Annotated in this window: 17 protein-coding genes and 1 pseudogene; 8 read left to right on the plus strand and 10 right to left on the minus strand. The window is 34.6% G+C overall.

From position 1 onward, the window contains the following. Window positions 1-35 precede the first annotated feature (35 nt). The 6 genes from ACZZZT_RS13120 to ACZZZT_RS13145 form a co-directional block, all read right to left on the minus strand. Window positions 36-3,206 carry an efflux RND transporter permease subunit gene (locus tag ACZZZT_RS13120; protein WP_463460702.1) on the minus strand — a complete coding sequence of 1,057 codons (3,171 nt, stop codon included), beginning with the start codon at window positions 3,204-3,206 and terminating at the stop codon, window positions 36-38. An 11-nt stretch (window positions 3,207-3,217) separates the two neighbouring features. Next, window positions 3,218-4,357: an efflux RND transporter periplasmic adaptor subunit gene (locus ACZZZT_RS13125; protein WP_371198031.1), complete on the minus strand. Its 1,140-nt coding sequence runs from the start codon at window positions 4,355-4,357 to the stop codon at window positions 3,218-3,220. Window positions 4,358-4,674: 317 nt separating this feature from the next. After that, window positions 4,675-5,268, minus strand: coding sequence for a TetR/AcrR family transcriptional regulator (locus ACZZZT_RS13130; protein WP_042565432.1), 594 nt, complete (start codon window positions 5,266-5,268; stop codon window positions 4,675-4,677). 499 nt (window positions 5,269-5,767) lie between these two features. Then, window positions 5,768-6,691 (minus strand): SMP-30/gluconolactonase/LRE family protein, encoded by a 924-nt coding sequence (locus tag ACZZZT_RS13135; protein WP_463460703.1) that lies wholly within the window; start codon window positions 6,689-6,691, stop codon window positions 5,768-5,770. Between the two features lie 278 nt (window positions 6,692-6,969). After that, complete coding sequence (locus ACZZZT_RS13140) at window positions 6,970-7,269, minus strand: type II toxin-antitoxin system RelE/ParE family toxin (protein ID WP_073398020.1); 300 nt, start codon at window positions 7,267-7,269, stop codon at window positions 6,970-6,972. Beyond that, window positions 7,259-7,486 (minus strand): DUF2683 family protein, encoded by a 228-nt coding sequence (locus ACZZZT_RS13145; protein ID WP_073398021.1) that lies wholly within the window; start codon window positions 7,484-7,486, stop codon window positions 7,259-7,261. The genes ACZZZT_RS13140 and ACZZZT_RS13145 overlap by 11 nt, the downstream gene beginning before the upstream one ends. 223 nt (window positions 7,487-7,709) lie before the next feature. On the opposite strand from ACZZZT_RS13145, the gene ACZZZT_RS13150 reads away from it, so the two are divergent. The 6 genes and pseudogenes from ACZZZT_RS13150 to ACZZZT_RS13175 all read left to right on the plus strand — a co-directional run bounded on the left by ACZZZT_RS13150 (window position 7,710) and on the right by ACZZZT_RS13175 (window position 13,065). Beyond that, window positions 7,710-8,723 (plus strand): zinc-binding alcohol dehydrogenase family protein, encoded by a 1,014-nt coding sequence (locus tag ACZZZT_RS13150; RefSeq protein ID WP_463460704.1) that lies wholly within the window; start codon window positions 7,710-7,712, stop codon window positions 8,721-8,723. A gap of 95 nt (window positions 8,724-8,818) precedes the next feature. Next, window positions 8,819-9,259, plus strand: coding sequence for a cupin domain-containing protein (locus ACZZZT_RS13155; RefSeq protein ID WP_463460705.1), 441 nt, complete (start codon window positions 8,819-8,821; stop codon window positions 9,257-9,259). Window positions 9,260-9,374: 115 nt separating this feature from the next. Further along, on the plus strand, window positions 9,375-10,340 hold the full coding sequence (gene gnd / locus ACZZZT_RS13160; RefSeq protein ID WP_463460706.1) for a phosphogluconate dehydrogenase (NAD(+)-dependent, decarboxylating): 966 nt from the start codon (window positions 9,375-9,377) through the stop codon (window positions 10,338-10,340). Further along, window positions 10,328-11,642, plus strand: a pseudogene (locus ACZZZT_RS13165) (gluconate:H+ symporter). Before gnd ends, ACZZZT_RS13165 begins: the two are co-directional and overlap by 13 nt. 5 nt (window positions 11,643-11,647) lie before the next feature. Beyond that, window positions 11,648-12,871, plus strand: coding sequence for a gluconokinase (locus ACZZZT_RS13170; RefSeq protein WP_463460707.1), 1,224 nt, complete (start codon window positions 11,648-11,650; stop codon window positions 12,869-12,871). Next, complete coding sequence (locus tag ACZZZT_RS13175) at window positions 12,847-13,065, plus strand: hypothetical protein (RefSeq protein WP_463460708.1); 219 nt, start codon at window positions 12,847-12,849, stop codon at window positions 13,063-13,065. Before ACZZZT_RS13170 ends, ACZZZT_RS13175 begins: the two co-directional genes overlap by 25 nt. 155 nt (window positions 13,066-13,220) lie before the next feature. On the opposite strand, the gene ACZZZT_RS13180 is transcribed toward ACZZZT_RS13175, so the two are convergent. The 4 genes from ACZZZT_RS13180 to ACZZZT_RS13195 form a co-directional block, all read right to left on the minus strand. Beyond that, entirely contained in the window at window positions 13,221-13,565 is a 345-nt protein-coding gene (locus tag ACZZZT_RS13180; RefSeq protein WP_463460709.1) for a dimethylsulfonioproprionate lyase family protein, read from the minus strand. Between the two features lie 20 nt (window positions 13,566-13,585). Next, window positions 13,586-14,008, minus strand: coding sequence for a DoxX family membrane protein (locus ACZZZT_RS13185; protein WP_463460710.1), 423 nt, complete (start codon window positions 14,006-14,008; stop codon window positions 13,586-13,588). An 83-nt stretch (window positions 14,009-14,091) separates the two neighbouring features. Then, the gene (locus tag ACZZZT_RS13190; RefSeq protein WP_463460711.1) at window positions 14,092-14,886 is read right to left on the minus strand and encodes a helix-turn-helix domain-containing protein; all 795 of its coding nucleotides are present in this window, start codon (window positions 14,884-14,886) and stop codon (window positions 14,092-14,094) included. A gap of 194 nt (window positions 14,887-15,080) precedes the next feature. After that, complete coding sequence (locus tag ACZZZT_RS13195; protein WP_463460712.1) at window positions 15,081-15,581, minus strand: SRPBCC family protein; 501 nt, start codon at window positions 15,579-15,581, stop codon at window positions 15,081-15,083. Between the two features lie 514 nt (window positions 15,582-16,095). Here ACZZZT_RS13195 and ACZZZT_RS13200 point away from each other — a divergent pair. Then, window positions 16,096-16,239: a hypothetical protein gene (locus ACZZZT_RS13200; RefSeq protein ID WP_463460713.1), complete on the plus strand. Its 144-nt coding sequence runs from the start codon at window positions 16,096-16,098 to the stop codon at window positions 16,237-16,239. A gap of 306 nt (window positions 16,240-16,545) precedes the next feature. Further along, window positions 16,546-17,094 (plus strand): type 1 glutamine amidotransferase domain-containing protein, encoded by a 549-nt coding sequence (locus ACZZZT_RS13205; protein ID WP_463460714.1) that lies wholly within the window; start codon window positions 16,546-16,548, stop codon window positions 17,092-17,094. Window positions 17,095-17,127 lie beyond the last annotated feature (33 nt).

The following is a 17,127-nucleotide window of genomic DNA, read 5'->3' on the forward strand; positions in this document are numbered from 1 at the left end:
GGTCACCAGGATTGTCGTTATATAATTTTCCATTCTTATTTTTCTTCTTCGTTATGAATTACGGCTACCGGTTTTCCGGAAACCTTTTCTTGTAAATGTTGGAATACGATAAATAAAACCGGGATGATTAACAACCCAAGAATTACTCCCGAAATCATACCTCCGGCGGCACCAATACTAATAGAGTGGTTACCCTGAGCAGAAGGTCCTGTGGCACTCATCATTGGAATTAATCCTACTACGAAAGCCAGCGACGTCATGATAATAGGACGTAAACGTAATTTTGCAGCGTCTATAGAAGCTTTTACTAATGCCTGACCTGATTTTCGTTTCTGCACGGCAAATTCGACAATCAAAATGGCATTTTTAGCGAGCAGTCCAATAAGCATTACCAATGCAACCTGTACATAAATGTTGTTTTCGATTCCGGTTAAACCGATGGCTACGAAAACTCCAAAAATACCTGCAGGGATTGAAAGAATTACTGCTAATGGCAAGATGTAACTTTCATACTGTGCAGCAAGTAGGAAATAAATGAATATCAAACACAATAGGAAAATTGTTGCCGATTGACCTCCTGAAGAAATTTCTTCGCGGGTTTGTCCAGAAAATTCAAATCCATAACCTGCAGGCAATTGTTGTGCTGCCACTTCTTCAATTGCTTTAATGGCATCTCCGGAACTAAATCCAGGTTTCGGAATCGCATTTATACCAATTGAGTTAAATAAATTATATCTTGATGCTGTTTCAGAACCATAAATACGGCTTAGTTTTACCAAAGTATTTAACGGAACCATTTCGCCATCTTTATTTTTTACAAAGACACGATCAATCGCTGATGGATCTGCTCTGTCTGCAATATCAGCCTGAACAACAACTCTGTAATATTTACCAAATCTGTTGAAATCAGATGCCTGTGCACTACCAAAGTACGCCTGCATGGTTTGCAGAATGTCTTTTACTTTTACACCTAACTGATCTGCTTTTGCATCGTCAATATCCAATTGTAATTGAGGATAATCGGCTTTAAACGAAGTAAAGGCTACAGCAATTTCAGGTCGTTTCATCAATTCTCCGATAAAGTTTTGAGAAATTCCACTAAACTTATCCAGTTTACCTCCGGTTTTATCCTGAAGTACTAAATCCAATGCCTCAACGTTACTAAATCCGGGAACGGTTGGGAAACTAAATACGAAGAAACTTCCGCCAGAAATCGCGCCTAATTTGCCACGAACTTCATTCATAATTTCATCAATATTTTTTACTTTTCCACGCTCTTCATTTGGCTTAAGCAATACGAAAACAACTGCAGAAGATGGACTTGTAGAGTTTGTCAACAAGTTGAAACCAGAAATTGCGGTTACAAATCGTGATGCATCAAGACCTCTTAAAGTGTTTTCAGCTTCTGTCATTACTTTTTGAGTTCCGTCAAGAGATGTTCCTGAAGGAGTATTTACGGCAATCGCAATAAATCCCTGATCTTCTGTTGGAATAAATCCTGAAGGAGTTGTTTTAACCATTACCACAGTTGCGAAAGTAATTAAAGCCAAACCTCCTAAACTAACCCATTTGTTACGAATTAAGAATTTTAATCCGCCTACATAACGGTTTGTCAATGAATCAAAACTTTTGTTGAATCCGTTAAAGAATCTTTGTTTAAATCCTTGTTTTACATAAGGAGCGCTTCCGTCTGCATTTGGTGCATGATTATCCTTTAAGAATAAAGCGGCAAGGGCAGGGCTTAATGTTAAAGCGTTTACGGCTGAAATTACAATTGCAATTGCCATCGTAAAAGCAAACTGACGATAGAAAACTCCTGTTGAGCCTTCCATAAAACCAACCGGCAGGAATACAGCAGCCATTACCAGCGTAATCGAGATAATAGCACCCGTTATTTCGTGCATTGCTTCATGTGTTGCTACTTTTGGAGACAAATGTTTATGCTCCATTTTCGCATGCACGGCCTCGACGACCACAATTGCATCATCGACCACAATACCAATCGCCAGAATTAATGCGAAAAGCGTTAAAAGGTTGATCGAAAATCCGAATAATTGCATGAAGAAGAACGTTCCTAAAATTGCTACAGGTACAGCAATAGCCGGGATTAATGTTGATCTAAAATCTTGCAGGAAGATAAATACCACAATAAATACCAGGATAAAAGCTTCTAATAAAGTGTGTTTTACCTGATCGATCGATTGATCTAAAGATACTTTTGTGCTATAGAAAATATTGTGTTTGATACCCGTTGGGAAATCTTTTGATGCTTTAATCATCAATTTGTTAATCGCAACCTGAATATCATTTGAGTTAGAACCCGCTAACTGAATTACTCCAATTACGATTCCTTTTTTACCATTTAAACGTGTTAAACTGTTATAAGAATATGAACCAAGTTCAACTCTGGCAACATCTTTTAAACGAAGAATAGAACCATCTGCGTTAGAACGAATTGCAATATTTTGATAATCTTCTGGTTTGGTAAGTTTCCCTTTGTATTTAATTACATATTCAAAAACTTCTTTACTTCTTTCTCCAAATTTACCCGGAGCAGCCTCTAAACTTTTGTCCTGAATGGCAGCCATAACTTCGTTTGGCGTAACATTGTAAGTCGACATTTGAGTTGGGTTCAACCAAACTCTCATCGAATAATCTTTAACCCCACCAAAAATACTGGCAGAACCTACACCCGGAATACGTTTAATTTCCGGAATAATATTAATTTGAGCATAATTGGCAACAAAAGTCTGATCGTATTTCGATTCATCTTCGGTATACATACCAATTGCCATGATAAAACTGTTTTGTTGTTTTGCCGTGATTACACCTTGCTGAACAACCTCTGCAGGCAATTGACTTGTTGCCTGAGCAACTCTGTTTTGCACGTTTACTGCAGCCTGATCGGCATCTGTACCTAATTTAAAGAAAACAGTAATAGCAAGAGTACCATCATTACTGGCAGTAGAACTCATGTACGTCATGTTTTCAACACCATTTATAGATTCTTCCAGCGATGGTGCAACAGAACGTAAAACCGTTTCTGCATTCGCTCCCGGATAAACAGCCGTTACCAAAACCGATGGCGGTGCAATATCAGGAAACTGTTGTAAAGGCAATTTTGTAAGTCCAAGTACACCGAGTATCACCAATAAAATGGAGATAACAGTTGCCAGTACAGGTCTTTGTATAAATATTTTGAACATTTTCGTAAAAATTATTTTTTAGTAATGATTTGCGCAACTGCTGTTGCTTTTTGAGGCTGGATAACCTGACCTTCCTGAAGTTTGTCAATTCCGCTTAAAACAATTTGGTCACCAGATTTTACACCATCACTAATAAGATAGTTTGTACCGCTTTTACCAATAATTGTGATAGGCATTTTGTTTACTTTATTTTCTTTGTTTAAGGTGAAAACAAATACTTTATCCTGCATTTCAATAGTTGCTGATTGCGGAACAAGGATTGCATCGTCATGGTTAATTCCTAAACGAATTTTTCCTGTATTTCCAGAACGTAAAGTTCCGCTTGCATTAGGGAAAGTTGCTCTTAAAGTAATTGCACCCGTAGTTTTATCAAATTGACCATCGACCATATCAATTTTTCCTGATTTGCCATAATCGCTGTTATCAGCCAAAATTAAAGTTACAGGAGGTAATTTTTTAATTTTATCACCAAGTGTGTTTCCTGCGTATTGAGATTTAAATTTGATGAAATCTGTTTCACCCAAAGAGAAATAAACAAAAACTTCATGAACATCAGATAATTTTGTTAAAGGCTCAATATCAGATGCAGAAACTAAACTTCCTTGTTTTTTAGGCAATCTTCCAATATAACCACTCACTGGGGCTGTCACATTTGTATATCCTAAATTAATTTTAGCAGATTCTACCATTGCTCTTGCTTGTTCTATATTGGCAGCAGCAATTTTTTGAGAAGCTTTAGCCGTTTTTAACTGATAATCAGAAACTACTTTGTTTTGTACCAAAGGCGTTAATTTATCAACTTCTAACTGAGCGTTGATCAAAGCAGCTTCAGAAGCGTGAAGACTTGCCAAAGCATTGTTTAACTGCTCACGAAACGGACGTTCGTTTATTTTGAATAAAGTCTGACCTTTATTTACATAAGCACCTTCATCAACCAAAACGCGATCAAGGTTTCCGCTTACCTGAGGGCGAATTTCTACATCAACAGTTCCTTGTATCGAAGCAGGATATTCAGCATCAGTAACAGCATTTGAATTCTGGATAGCTAAAACAGGCAAAAGCGGTGCTGCAGGAGCTGGAGCCTGTTGTTTATCTGCACAACTACTTAGTACTAGCGCAAGAATAAAGCTGGTTATAATTACATTTTTCATTTTAATATTGGTTTTAATTTGTTGGACATTCTCGTTTTTAAAAATTTTATTTGTGGTATTCTGGAAATTCATATTTATGTCTATTAAATTTTCTAACGTTGTTAAGTAAATTGGTGCAAAATTTCAAATAATAATGCATTCGAATTATATTTCATAAATCGGTATTAAATTATTTATCAGTGTTAAGTAAAGGGTTAAAAAAGCCTTTAAATTACGTTAATTAAATTTTCTAACGTTGTTAAGTAAAATTGTAAAAAAAGGATTTGCAAATTTACCCATTAAATCATTTATCACTGTTAAGTAAAAATGAAATTTTTTTATTGTATTGATTTTATGATTCCACCAATCGCATCTTTCAGGATTTGATTGTTGATGGTTTCCATTACTTCACTTCTGTTAATGATGTTAATCGCGATTAAGCCGTGAATAACAGAAAAGAAAGTAAAATACTTTTGTTTAATAACTTCCGGACTCGGATTACTGTCTTTCATAATTTCAGCAATCACCGCCGTAAACAGTTTATATGGGGCTTCAGCAGCCGAACATTGCTGAGAACAACAGTTCATTTGTACACCAAACATTACCTGATACATCTCGGTATCTGTAAAGGCAAAATCCCAGTATGCCATCCACATTGCTTCGATTTGATCTTCTGGTTTTTCAAATTTGGCTTTGGCATTTTGAAGTTCCTTAGCTAGTTTTATAAAACCTTTTCCGGTCAATTCAGTTAAAATAGCTTCTTTATTAGAGAAATATTCATAAATAATAGGAGCGGTGTATTCAATTTTATCAGCAATCTTTCGCATACTAAGACCCTGCCATCCTTCTTCTTTGACGATAGCATAAGCAGCTTCAAGAATGTTACTTCTTGTCTCTTCTTTTTGTCTTAAAATTCGATCTTTACTTGCCATTTTATTTAAGTATTAAATTGTTTAACACTGTTAGGCAAATGTAACACCGTTTTTCTAATAATGAAATAAATTAGTCATAATATTTTCTTATCGTGATATAGATGCCGAAAAATAAGGCTTTTTGAAGGTTTTTAATCCTTAGATATTTTTGTTTTTATCAAAATTGATTTCTTTTTTTAAGTTTTTAAGAGTTCTTATTTTGCAAAAACGTCGTCAAAATCAAAAAACATAAATAAAGTTGATAAAAACGGTTGGATTTTTAGAAGCAAACCAATCTCATCTTATAAATATTCGTCCCTTTAAACTGGACTAAAGTCCAGCTCTACAAAATTGGTCGAGCCGAAGGCTCTTTTTTTGATTTTTTTAAAAACCCACACAGATTATAAAATTCCGGAGGAATGATTCATATTATAGGGCTGGACTTTAGTCCAGTTTAATGATAAGGTTTGGTTTCCCAAAGTGTAAAGAATAACACAAGTATTTGGCACAATTCCATTGATTATTTCATTCCCCGAATGTTCATTTCTAACGTGTAAACACTTTTACCGGCGGTAATAAATAATGTTTTAAATTTTTTTCCTCCAAAACAAACATTGGCTGTCCAAGGTTCCTGAACATCAATATGGGCTATTTTTTCTCCCTTTGGATTAAATACAGTAACTCCTTTTCCGGTTAAGTAAATGTTTCCGGATTCGTCTCTTGTCATTCCGTCTGAACCTGATTCAGTAAACAGCGTTTTTTTGCCTAGAGACCCATCACTGTTGATGGGATAAGAATACGTTTTGTTTGCTGCTATATCCGCTACGTATAAAGTTTTTCCATCAGAAGTTCCAATAATGCCATTAGGTTTTATAAGATCATCGTCAACGTTAATAATTTTAGATTTATCCGGAGATAAATAGTAAACACATTCTTTCTCTATTTCTTTGGAGGTATGTTTCCAGTAATCTCTTTTGTAAAAAGGATCTGTAAAATAGATACCACCTTTGGGATCAACCCAGAGATCATTGGGACCATTCAGCCTTTTTCCTTCAAAATCATTTATCAACACAGTAGTATTTTTGTTTTGGTCTATTTTCCAAATTTCATTTTTTTCATCGGCACAAGCCAAAAGGTTGCCTTCGTGATCAAAATACAAACCGTTAGCTCTTCCTGCATTTTCCATAAAAACAGAAAGTTCGCCATTAACCGACCATTTTATGATTCTGTTATTAGGCTGATCGGTAAAATAAATATTTCCTTTTTTATCTGCGGCAGGTCCTTCTGTAAAACTGTATTGATCTGATAGTTTTGTGAGAAAGGCGCCTTTTGCAATTAAGTTATGGTTGTTGCATTCTGATAGCTGAGCGTATATGAAATTTGTAAAAGCAAAAGTGATGAAAAATATTAGAGGTGATTTTATTTTAAGTTGGAGTTGGTTCATATTGATAAGGTTTAAAGGTTACTTTAAAAAAATGAAAGGATAATATAGTTTGGTTCTTGTGTTAATTTATTTGTGCTCATGACCAAGGTGCTCTAGCTGGCATGGGATATTCTTTTTTAGGAGCAGACGCATTATGTTTTTTAAGACGACTTGTCCCGCTATCCGCTTGTATCTTTTCCTTGCTAAAGAAGCCAGAAAAAGGATACCGCTTCTATCGGGGCTAGGAAAGAGGTTTAGTTTTTATAAGATTTCAATAGATTCCTATTTCTACTGCCCATTTATTTTACAGGATATTTATTGGGATTTTGAGAGGTATGAAAAACAGCATTCAAAAATACAGTTTTTGAAGCTTCATCAATAATAAAAAAAGCTATATAAGGAAATTTCTTAAAAGGAAAAAAGTGATAATTATTATCATGCACTTGATAAAAAGGGTTTATTTGCAAAGCTTTATAAGTTTTTTTATAATCGTTCAAAAAATCTAAAGCAACTTTTTTATTTACTTTTAAAACATAATATTCAACAGCTTCTTCAATATTCTTTAATGCAATAGGTGAAACGATAATCTTATAACTCATGCTTCTTTTTTAAATCCTTATAAATTGACTCAGCATTTGTATACAGACTTTTATCTAAGTTAATTTGGCTGTCTAAAATTTGCTGTTGTTCAGCAGATAGCTCGTACGGTTTTAAATTTGCGATCTCAAATTTTATCTTTAGTGCTTTCATAAAAGCTTTTACAGCTTCAATTTGAGAAGCATCTTCTGTATACGCTGTGATGTTAATTGCCTGCATGATTATTTATTTACTAAAGTTGATAACAAAGTTAAGATAAAAGTCTAATTTCCATGTTAACGATCTTAGTTTTTTTATAATCATATTCTAAATTTTGTAAGTCTAAAAAAGACATTTATTTAATATTGCCAAACATATACAAAATCATAGTCAATTTGTACAAATATCAATTTCGTCCTTCTGAATACCTTTGTATTATTAGTTCAAATCAAAACATAAAAAGATGAAAGCAATAGGATTTAAAACCTCATTATCAATAGAAAAAGAAGATAGTTTTATAGCATTTGAAACTCCAAAACCAACTCCCGAAGGACATAATTTATTAGTTAAAGTTCAAGCTGTTTCGGTGAATCCGGTAGATTTTAAAATGCGCCAGAATAGTGCCAAAGAAACGGTTTTAGAAACGCCAAAAATTATAGGTTGGGATGCCGTAGGAATTGTAGAAGCCATTGGCGATCGGGTAAGTTTATTTAAAGTGGGTGACGAAGTTTATTATGCAGGAGATATTACTAAACCAGGCAGTAATGCCGAATATCAGCTTATTGATGAACGCATTGTGGGCAAAAAACCAAAATCACTTACTATAGAACAAGCCGCTGCAATGCCGTTAACAGGTTTGACAGCCTGGGAAATATTATTTGACAGAATCAGAATTGATGCAGAAAAAGATAAAGGGAAAACTATTTTGATAATTGGCGGAGCAGGCGGTGTAGGCTCAATAGCTATTCAACTGGCCAAAAAAGTGGCAGGATTAACCGTAATAGCTACTGCTTCACGTCCTGAATCGATAGAGTGGTGCAAACAGCAAGGCGCCGATTTTGTAGTCAATCATAAAAATTTGATAGAAGAAGTTCGGGATGCCGGTTTTCAACAAGTTGATTTTATATTAGATTTTGTAAATGCTAATCAATATTGGAATGCATTTGTAGAGTTGATAAAACCTCAGGGACATATTGGGTGTATAAGTGATCCTGTCGAAAATGTGAATCTTCGTCAATTAAAAGGTAAAAGTGTCAGTTTCCACTGGGAGTCAATGTTTACACGCTCCGTGTTTCAAACAGAAGATATGATAGCGCAACACCATATTTTAAATAAATTAGCCCATTTATTAGACAATGGCACGATTCAATCGACTTTAAAAACAACTCTGAATGGTTTAACGGTTTCTAATTTTAAAGAAGCGCACAAACTATTGGAATCTGGAACTACTATTGGTAAAATTGCAATTAAAATTTAAGGAGAAAATTTAACGAAGAAGAAAGCAAGCTGATAAGGCTTGCTTTTTCTCTTTTACTTAAAACCATTTTTTTGTATTATTACAATAAAAAAGCCATGAAACTATCAACCACAATTAAAGTTGCGATCGTAACTTTAATAACACAAACCATACATTCTCAGGAAGTAAAAAAAGAAACAACGCCAACAGAGATAAAATATACCATTGAAAATTGTGTCAATCATTTTGATTTAGAAAAAGCTACAAAAACCAAAGTAGGATACCAGTATTGGTTTGGTGATAAAAATTTCACTCAGGAAAATACGCTCAAAATGAGTATTGTTGAACCCGGAAAATCTACACACGCACCGCATCATCACATCGAAGAAGAATTTTTTTATATCCTTGAAGGAACAGCTCAATTTTATTTCGATGGAAAAACCACAACTGCCGGACCAAATACCAGTTTCTATTGTCCGTCAAATATGGAGCACGGCATTAGTAATGTTGGAAAAACCGATTTGAAATATCTCGTTATTAAAAAAGATCTGAAGTAAGAACCACCAATAAAATAGTTTGGGGTCAATTTTATTTAACATATTAAATCAAAATTGAAACAATTAAAAGCACGGAAAGTAATATTTTTACGAATCAAATAATAAAAAAAGACACATGCAAGTAGGAATAATAGGATTGGGAAAAATGGGATTTAATCTCGCCTTGAATTTAAAAAGAAATAATTATGATGTTGTTGCACAGGATGTCAACTCCGATTTTGTTTCAAAAATTGGTCAGGAAGGAATTGAAACCGCCTTTTCTGTTGAAGAACTTTGCGAAAAGCTTACAGACAGAAAAGTAATTTGGCTAATGGTTCCTGCTGGCGAAATCGTAGATGCTGTTATTACTTCTTTATTGCCATATTTGTCAAAAAGCGATATTATTATTGACGGCGGAAATTCGAATTACAACGATTCAAAACGCCGTTATGCACAACTAAAAGAACATGGAATTGATTTTTTAGATTGTGGAACTTCTGGTGGAACTTCCGGGGCTTTAAACGGAGCCTGCACTATGATTGGCGGAGATGCCGATGTGTTTGATTATGTAGCACAAGTTTTCAAGGATATTTCTGTTGAAAATGGTTTTTTATATACCGGAGCTGCTGGAAGCGGGCATTTTACTAAAATGGTTCACAACGGTATCGAATACGGAATGATGCAGTCTATTGCAGAAGGATTTGAGGTTTTTGAACATTCAGAATTTGATATCGATTTCCAAAAAACGGCTAAATTGTTCAATCACGGTTCAGTGGTTCGCAGCTGGTTGATGGAACTTACCGAAAATGCTTTTTCTAAAGATGCAAGACTAGACGGAATAAAAGGAATTATGCATTCATCTGGCGAAGGAAAATGGACTTTAGAAACAGCTTTAGATTTAGGCGTTCCAACTCCTGTGATCGCCCTTTCTATCATGATGCGTTATCGTTCTCAAATGTCGGATACGTTTTCTGGAAAAGTGGTAGCGGCACTTCGCAATGAGTTTGGCGGACACGCTGTAGAAAAAGCGAATAAAAGCTATTTAGCTATTTCGAATACAGTTATTAATCATTTATCACATTCAAATCCATGTCTTTATTGATTCTGATTGCCAGTATTCTTTTATTATTGCTTCTTATTTCCGGCGTTAAACTTAATGCCTTTATCGCTTTAATTATTGCCGCTTTTTTTGTGGGAATCGCAAAGCAAATGCCTTTTCCCGATTTAATTAATTCCATTCAATCCGGAATTGGAAGTACACTCGGATCTTTAATTTTAATTATTGCATTTGGAGTTATTCTGGGTAACTTGCTTTCAGACAGTGGTGCCGCTCAGCGAATAAGTTCCGTAATGATTGATTCTTTTGGCATCAGGCATATCAAATGGGCAATGGTTATTACTGGTTTTTCAGTAGGAATTTCGATGTTTTATAATGCGGGTTTTATTATTTTAATTCCGATGGTTTTTGCTGTTGCTAAAAGTACCAAACAGCCCATTATTTATTTGGGAATTGCAATGGCTTCGGCACTTTCGATCACGCACGGTTTTTTGCCGCCGCATCCCGGACCTACAGCAATAGCGGTTATTTTTAAAGCCAATATTGGTAAAACATTACTTTACGGACTTCTCGTAGCGTTGCCAGCACTTTTTGCAGCAGGAATCGTTTTTCCTGAATTCTTAAAAAATTCAGGCGTTTCCTCCAAAAGGATTATTCGAAAGCAAAACTTTTACAGAAGCCGAAATGCCTTCTTTTCAAATCAGTATTTTAACGGCATTAGTTCCTGTTTTTTTAATGGCAACAGCGACTTTTAGTGAATTAATTTTGTCGGAAGGTTCAATACGATCCATTTTACTTTTCATAGGAAACCCAACCACTTCAATGTTAATTGCCGTACTTTTCGCGGTATTTTCTTTAGGAATTTTTCGCGGAAGAAAAATGCAGGATATTATGGATAAATCGGGTAGTGCCATGAGTTCTGCCACCATGATTATTTTAATTATTGCTGCCGGTGGCGCTTTTAAACAGGTTTTAATAGACAGCGGAATGGGAAATGATTTAAGTACATTTTTCGAAAAATCCTCTCTTTCACCTTTATTTTTAGGCTGGCTGATTGCCACAATTATTCGTATTGCTTTAGGCTCTGCAACTGTTGCAGGATTAACTGCAGCAGGAATTGTACAGCCTTTAGTATTGGCTTCCGGTGTAAGTCCCGAATTAATGGTATTGTCTATTGGCGCAGGAAGTTTAATGTGTTCTCACGTCAACGATACCGGATTCTGGATGTTTAAGGAGTATTTTGGTATCAGCATTTCGGATACTTTTAAAACCTGGACGGTGATGGAAACCATTATTGGTGTAATGGGATTAATAGGCGTTTTGGTGCTCAATTTATGGATCAAATAAAAAACATGGAATCATTTTATATAGGAATCGATATTGGAACCACAGCCACAAAAGCCATTTGTTTTGACAAACAGGGAAATGTAATCAAAGAGGTTTCAATGGCCTACCCAATGTACCATCCAAAACCGGATTGGAGTGTTCAAAACCCGGAACAAATTTTACAAACGGTTAAAGATTGCATTACCGAAATTACAAATGGAATTCAGCCGGAGTTTATCAGTTTTAGCTCGGCGATGCAAAGTATTATTGCGATTGATGAAACCGGAAAACCCTTAACAGAGGCAATTTTATGGGCTGATAACAGAGCTCACACAATTGCAGAAAAACTTAAAAATTCTGAAAAAGGAATCCATTTTTATCAAAAAGCCGGAATCCCGATTCATCCATTTTCACCCATGACTAAAATTGCATGGTTTAAGGAATTTGATTCCGATATTTTTTCTAAAACCTATAAATTCATTAGCATTAAAGAATACGTTTGGCATCATCTTACCAATGAATATTATACCGATACTTCAATGGCATCCGGTACGGGATTATTGAACATTCATACTTTAAAATGGGATGCAGAGATTTTAGATTTTTTAAGTTTGAAACCCGATCAATTATCTACAGTATGTGAAGTAACGCATCAATGCAAAGGAATTTCAGACGATTTTTTATATATAATTGGAGGAGGCGACGGCGCTTTGGCAAATTTAGGAACAGGAGCAATGAACAAAGGCTGTATTGCCTTGACTATTGGCACAAGTGGAGCCGTGCGATTACCAATAGACAAACCCTATCTCGACGAACAAATGCGAACGCAATGTTACCATTTGATGGATAATCAATATCTAACCTTAGGTGCGGTAAATAATGGCGCTATTATTCTGCAATGGCTTAGGGAAACTTTGCTAAAAACGAATAAGTCTTTTGAAGTTCTTTTTGCAGAAGCAGAAAAAATTCCTGCTGGATCAGATGGTTTGTTTTTTGTGCCTTATTTATTGGGCGAACGAGCACCAATTTGGGATGCCGCTGCACAAGGTTCCATTTTAGGAATGCAGATTACGCACACGCAGGCGCATTTGGTCAGAGCGACTTTAGAAGGTATTTTGTTTGGATTGTTTCAGATAACCGAAATTTTAATTCCCGATTCTGAAAAAGAAAACAGACCAAAGTCATGGCCAGCGGCGGATTTGGAAAAAGTGAACTCTGGCTTCAAATGGTGGCCGATATTTTTCAAATGACGGTAGAAACTTCCCAAACTATTGAAGGTTCTGCCTGGGGCGCTGTACTAATTGGAATGAAATCTATTGGTATTAATATCGTAACCGAAAACAAAACCGGAAAGATTTTTTATCCAAATACAGACCATAAAGAGGTTTATGAAAATGCTTTTAAGAAGTTTAAAAAAGTATATCCAATATTGAAAGATTTGTGAGATGTTATAAAGATTTAAAGTATTTATTAATAAAAACACTCTCGCAAAGTCGCAGAGTCGCAAAGCTTTCTTTTTTAAATTTCTTTGCGACTTAGCGTCTTTGCGAGATTATTTCAACATGTGCTATAAAATCAAGACTTCAGACCATTTACATATCACTTCAAAATAACAACTTCCTCCGGGACTTTAAACAACAATATACATCCGGTTTTAGAAAACACAGAATGTGTGCTTCCCGGTGGCATGTACAAATAATCGCCTTTTTTAAGTTCATCTTTTCCGGAGCGCACTTCGCCTTCGAGAACAAAGATTTCTTCTCCCGCGGGATGACTGTGATTTGGGTACGAAGCCCCCGGTTCAAATTTGGATAAAAATGCTGTAGGTCTTTTGGCAACGTCGTCGTAGCATAAAGCTTTTACAGAGATTCCGTCTGTTTTTACACCTTCTTCGATTAAAGGTTTCCAATTTATTTCACTGGTTTTTGTGATTTGTTTTTCCATTTTTATTGAATTTTAATTTGTTACTTTTTCGAAATCATTTCATCTAAACTCCACTTATATTGCTCTGCAGTCGACAACAGAAAAGCCGCCATAGAAAACACAAATACCGAATAATCTAACGGATCTTTTATTCCAAAAGAATACGTCATGGCAAAGGCAAACAATAAAGTCAAAAGGGAAGTGGCAATTGCGGACAATCTGGTTTTAAAACCGATTAATAAAAGTATTCCCAAAAGTGTTTCGGCAATGGTCGCAGTAATAGCAATTGAGGGAATACAACTTTTTGGAGCAAAGGAGTTTACTTTTTCGACGTAAACCAAAAAACTTTCCCAGCGTGAGGAATAATTTCCCCATAAACCCAACCGACTCGAAACGGCAGAAATAAACCCTGTTGCCAATGCTATTCGCAAAAGCAAGACTGCAAAATCCTGATATCTTTTCATATACTTTTAATTCGTAATTAGAGATACAAAGATGTAATAACTGCCCGCGCGAAAGAATAGAGAATCTTAGAAAAAGCATGTAATTATAAATGCGGAACTTTTTCTTTATATGATTTTGGAGAGATATTAGTGTGTTTTTTGAAGAAGTTCGAAAAGTAAAACGGATCATTAAATCCCAAAGCATAAGCGACTTCTTTTACCGATAACTTCTCGTAATTAAACAAACGTTTTGCTTCAGAAATAATTAATCCGAAGACTACATTTTGTGCCGTTTTGTTGGTGTGTAATTTAGAAAGTTCGTTTAGTTTGGCTTCGGTTGTACCAATGAGAGAAGCGATTTCATTAACAGAAAGATTCTTTTCGAAGTTCTTTAAAACAGTTTCCAGAAAATGCAGAAACAACGCATCTGGTTTGTAAATTTCATCGCCACGATTGATTTTGGTACGATTAATTTCAATCAATATTAATTCGATTCGGCTGTGAATAGAAATGAGATATTGATAAGGCGTCTCGGTTAATTCTTTGCTTATTTCTTCTAATTGCTTGATAATGATTTCGCTGTTATCGACCTTAATCATTTCATTCATGGCAAAATGACAAAATAATCCGTTGTGGAAAATCAATTCCATATCAGTATCATCTTTACAGAAAAAATTATAGGTAAATTCTAAAACATATCCTGTGGCATTTTGAATATCTTTGAAGTAATGAATTTGTCCAGAAGTTATCGTAATAACAGAGTTTTTGGTTAATATAAATTCATTTTCATCAACAGAAATAGTTGTAGAGCCCGAAGTGCAAAAAACAAGAACGTATTTTAAGACACGTCTCGGATTTTGTAAATCTGCAGCCTGATCAAATGTTTTTATAGAAATCATATTGAAGATAATTCTTAATCAAAAATAAGATTTATTTCAAAGGTTTAAAAAATAATTTCGCAGCACAAAGTTTTGTTTCACGCAGATTTTAAAAAGATTTAGGCAGATTTCTGCAGATGTTTATTCTAATTTACTAAAAAAGAAATCTGCTTAAATCTGCCTAATCTGCGTGAAATAAAAATTTGCGAGATTAATTATCGTTGTGATAAACTCTCCAATACCTTTTCTAAGTTATCAATTGTCATTTTGAATCCTTGTACAAAGCCCATTTCAATCATTTTCTCCATGCGTTCCAAAGATTCGTTGAAAATGGTAATATTGACCGTTGTAACTCCGTTTTGTTCACTAAAAACATAATCCCAGTCAGAACCCGGTAATTGACGGTTTTCATTTTCGTCTGCAAAGGTATTGTACATTTTAAAATTCGTTTTCGGCGTAATCGAAGTATATTCCTGAACCGACCAGCGTTCTTGTCCTTCAGGGCTTACCATTGCGTAGAATCGTCTTCCGCCAACTTCAAAATTCATGTATTTTGTTTTTGCTGTAAAGGGTTTTGGCGCAACCCATTGATCCAGAATTTCTGCTTTCGTAAAAGCATCCCAAAGCAAAGGTAATTCTGCATTAAATTCTCTTGTTATAACTACTGTTTTTGATGGTTTGTCTACGGTAAAATCAAATAATAAATCGCTTTTCATTTTTTCTGTTTTTTTATAGTTAATAATATGTCGTCAAGTTTGTAAAAAGTATTTTTATAATATTCGTGCAAATTTGCAAATAAAATCTTGCAAGAAAATCTAAATTAGAAAACTTTACGCTTCTGGGGCTTAATAAGTGTCATAATTTTTATTTTTAAATAATTAATTAAGAAACTAATCGGTTGCAAATATATGTGCAACTATTTGGTTTCGCAAATTTTTTAGTGATTATTTTTATTAAAAATAATTTAGAGTGGTTGGTGTTGAGGATATTACTATGAATTACTACTGGTTTTGTTTCGCAAAATTACGCGAAAGCGAGCACAGAGATTCACAAAGTTTTTTTGTTTAAAAGCTTGAAAAAGTAATCGCGCAAAGTCGCTAAGGCGCAAAGTTTTGTTTTTGATAAATTCTATTGTCACCCTGAGCGTCCCGAGGCTTCGGGAGAAGGCTTATGAAACCTGTTTTTTAATTAGATATCTTATATCTGGAATATAAATTATAACCAAAAATAATGGCTGAAGTCACAAATGGAACAAAAGCGGAAATCTGCCAAAAAAGAGCTGTTCCGGTTTTTAATCCTTCGGTTAAGATTTCGAATATACCTAAACCTATAAATAATACGCAAATGATAAATAAAGCAAATAGGATTTTATAATTTATCTTGATCATAAAGTTGAATTAAGCCAATTCTTAAGTAACACGAAGTTAATTAAATTGTTGTTGATTAATCACCAGCTTTCAATACAATTTTTTGAAAAGATAAATAGCTTTCATCCTATAAAATAGCAAACTAAATTGACATGAATTTTATATAATTTCAATTTAATTTTTAATAAAAATCTGAAATTCAATTAATTAACTTTTATTAAAGAAAGGTTTAACATGCTCCGTTTTCGCTGACTATTTGAAATTACTAATTTTAACTAAATCAAAATTAATAACGTTTTAAACATTTAAAATTATGAAAAAGAATATAGCCATATTAGCAACAAACGGTTTTGAAGAATCAGAATTATCATCGCCTAAAGCCTATCTGGAAGAGCAGGGTTGGAATGCAGATATCATCAGTTTGAAATCAGGAACTATCAAAGCCTGGAAAGACGGTAATTGGAGCAAGGAATATAATGTTGATGTCGTATTAGATCAGGCAAATGAAGCAGATTACGATGCTTTGGTTCTTCCTGGAGGAGTTATAAACCCTGATTTATTAAGAAGAGAAGAGTCTGCAGTAAATTTTGTACGCTCATTTTTTGAAAGTAAAAAACCAGTAGCCGCTATTTGTCACGGTCCTCAAATTCTTGTGGATGCTGATGTTTTAGAAGGTCGAAAAGTAACTTCATTTTTCTCTGTTAAAAACGATTTGATAAATGCCGGAGCACAATGGGAAGATTCAGAAGTAGTCGTAGACAATGGATTGGTAACCAGCCGAAACCCTAATGATTTGCCCGCTTTTAATAAAAAAATGGTGGAAGAAATTAAAGAAGGAAAACACGAGCGTCAGACAGTGTAAAAAGATGTTTTTATTTATCAAGTTGTAAGAAAT

The sequence above is a fragment of the Flavobacterium sp. AC274 genome (genome assembly GCF_979258275.1).

Coding starts and splice junctions, on each gene's coding strand:
- ACZZZT_RS13135 (WP_463460703.1), bottom strand. CDS start 6,691: ATGAACCAACTCCAACTTAAAATAAAATCACCTCTAATATTTTTCATC.
- gnd (WP_463460706.1), top strand. CDS start 9,375: ATGCAAGTAGGAATAATAGGATTGGGAAAAATGGGATTTAATCTCGCC.
- ACZZZT_RS13155 (WP_463460705.1), top strand. CDS start 8,819: ATGAAACTATCAACCACAATTAAAGTTGCGATCGTAACTTTAATAACA.
- ACZZZT_RS13175 (WP_463460708.1), top strand. CDS start 12,847: ATGGTGGCCGATATTTTTCAAATGACGGTAGAAACTTCCCAAACTATT.
- ACZZZT_RS13180 (WP_463460709.1), bottom strand. CDS start 13,565: ATGGAAAAACAAATCACAAAAACCAGTGAAATAAATTGGAAACCTTTA.
- ACZZZT_RS13185 (WP_463460710.1), bottom strand. CDS start 14,008: ATGAAAAGATATCAGGATTTTGCAGTCTTGCTTTTGCGAATAGCATTG.
- ACZZZT_RS13200 (WP_463460713.1), top strand. CDS start 16,096: ATGGCTGAAGTCACAAATGGAACAAAAGCGGAAATCTGCCAAAAAAGA.
- ACZZZT_RS13130 (WP_042565432.1), bottom strand. CDS start 5,268: ATGGCAAGTAAAGATCGAATTTTAAGACAAAAAGAAGAGACAAGAAGT.
- ACZZZT_RS13145 (WP_073398021.1), bottom strand. CDS start 7,486: ATGCAGGCAATTAACATCACAGCGTATACAGAAGATGCTTCTCAAATT.
- ACZZZT_RS13205 (WP_463460714.1), top strand. CDS start 16,546: ATGAAAAAGAATATAGCCATATTAGCAACAAACGGTTTTGAAGAATCA.
- ACZZZT_RS13195 (WP_463460712.1), bottom strand. CDS start 15,581: ATGAAAAGCGATTTATTATTTGATTTTACCGTAGACAAACCATCAAAA.
- ACZZZT_RS13125 (WP_371198031.1), bottom strand. CDS start 4,357: ATGAAAAATGTAATTATAACCAGCTTTATTCTTGCGCTAGTACTAAGT.
- ACZZZT_RS13190 (WP_463460711.1), bottom strand. CDS start 14,886: ATGATTTCTATAAAAACATTTGATCAGGCTGCAGATTTACAAAATCCG.
- ACZZZT_RS13150 (WP_463460704.1), top strand. CDS start 7,710: ATGAAAGCAATAGGATTTAAAACCTCATTATCAATAGAAAAAGAAGAT.
- ACZZZT_RS13120 (WP_463460702.1), bottom strand. CDS start 3,206: ATGTTCAAAATATTTATACAAAGACCTGTACTGGCAACTGTTATCTCC.
- ACZZZT_RS13140 (WP_073398020.1), bottom strand. CDS start 7,269: ATGAGTTATAAGATTATCGTTTCACCTATTGCATTAAAGAATATTGAA.
- ACZZZT_RS13170 (WP_463460707.1), top strand. CDS start 11,648: ATGGAATCATTTTATATAGGAATCGATATTGGAACCACAGCCACAAAA.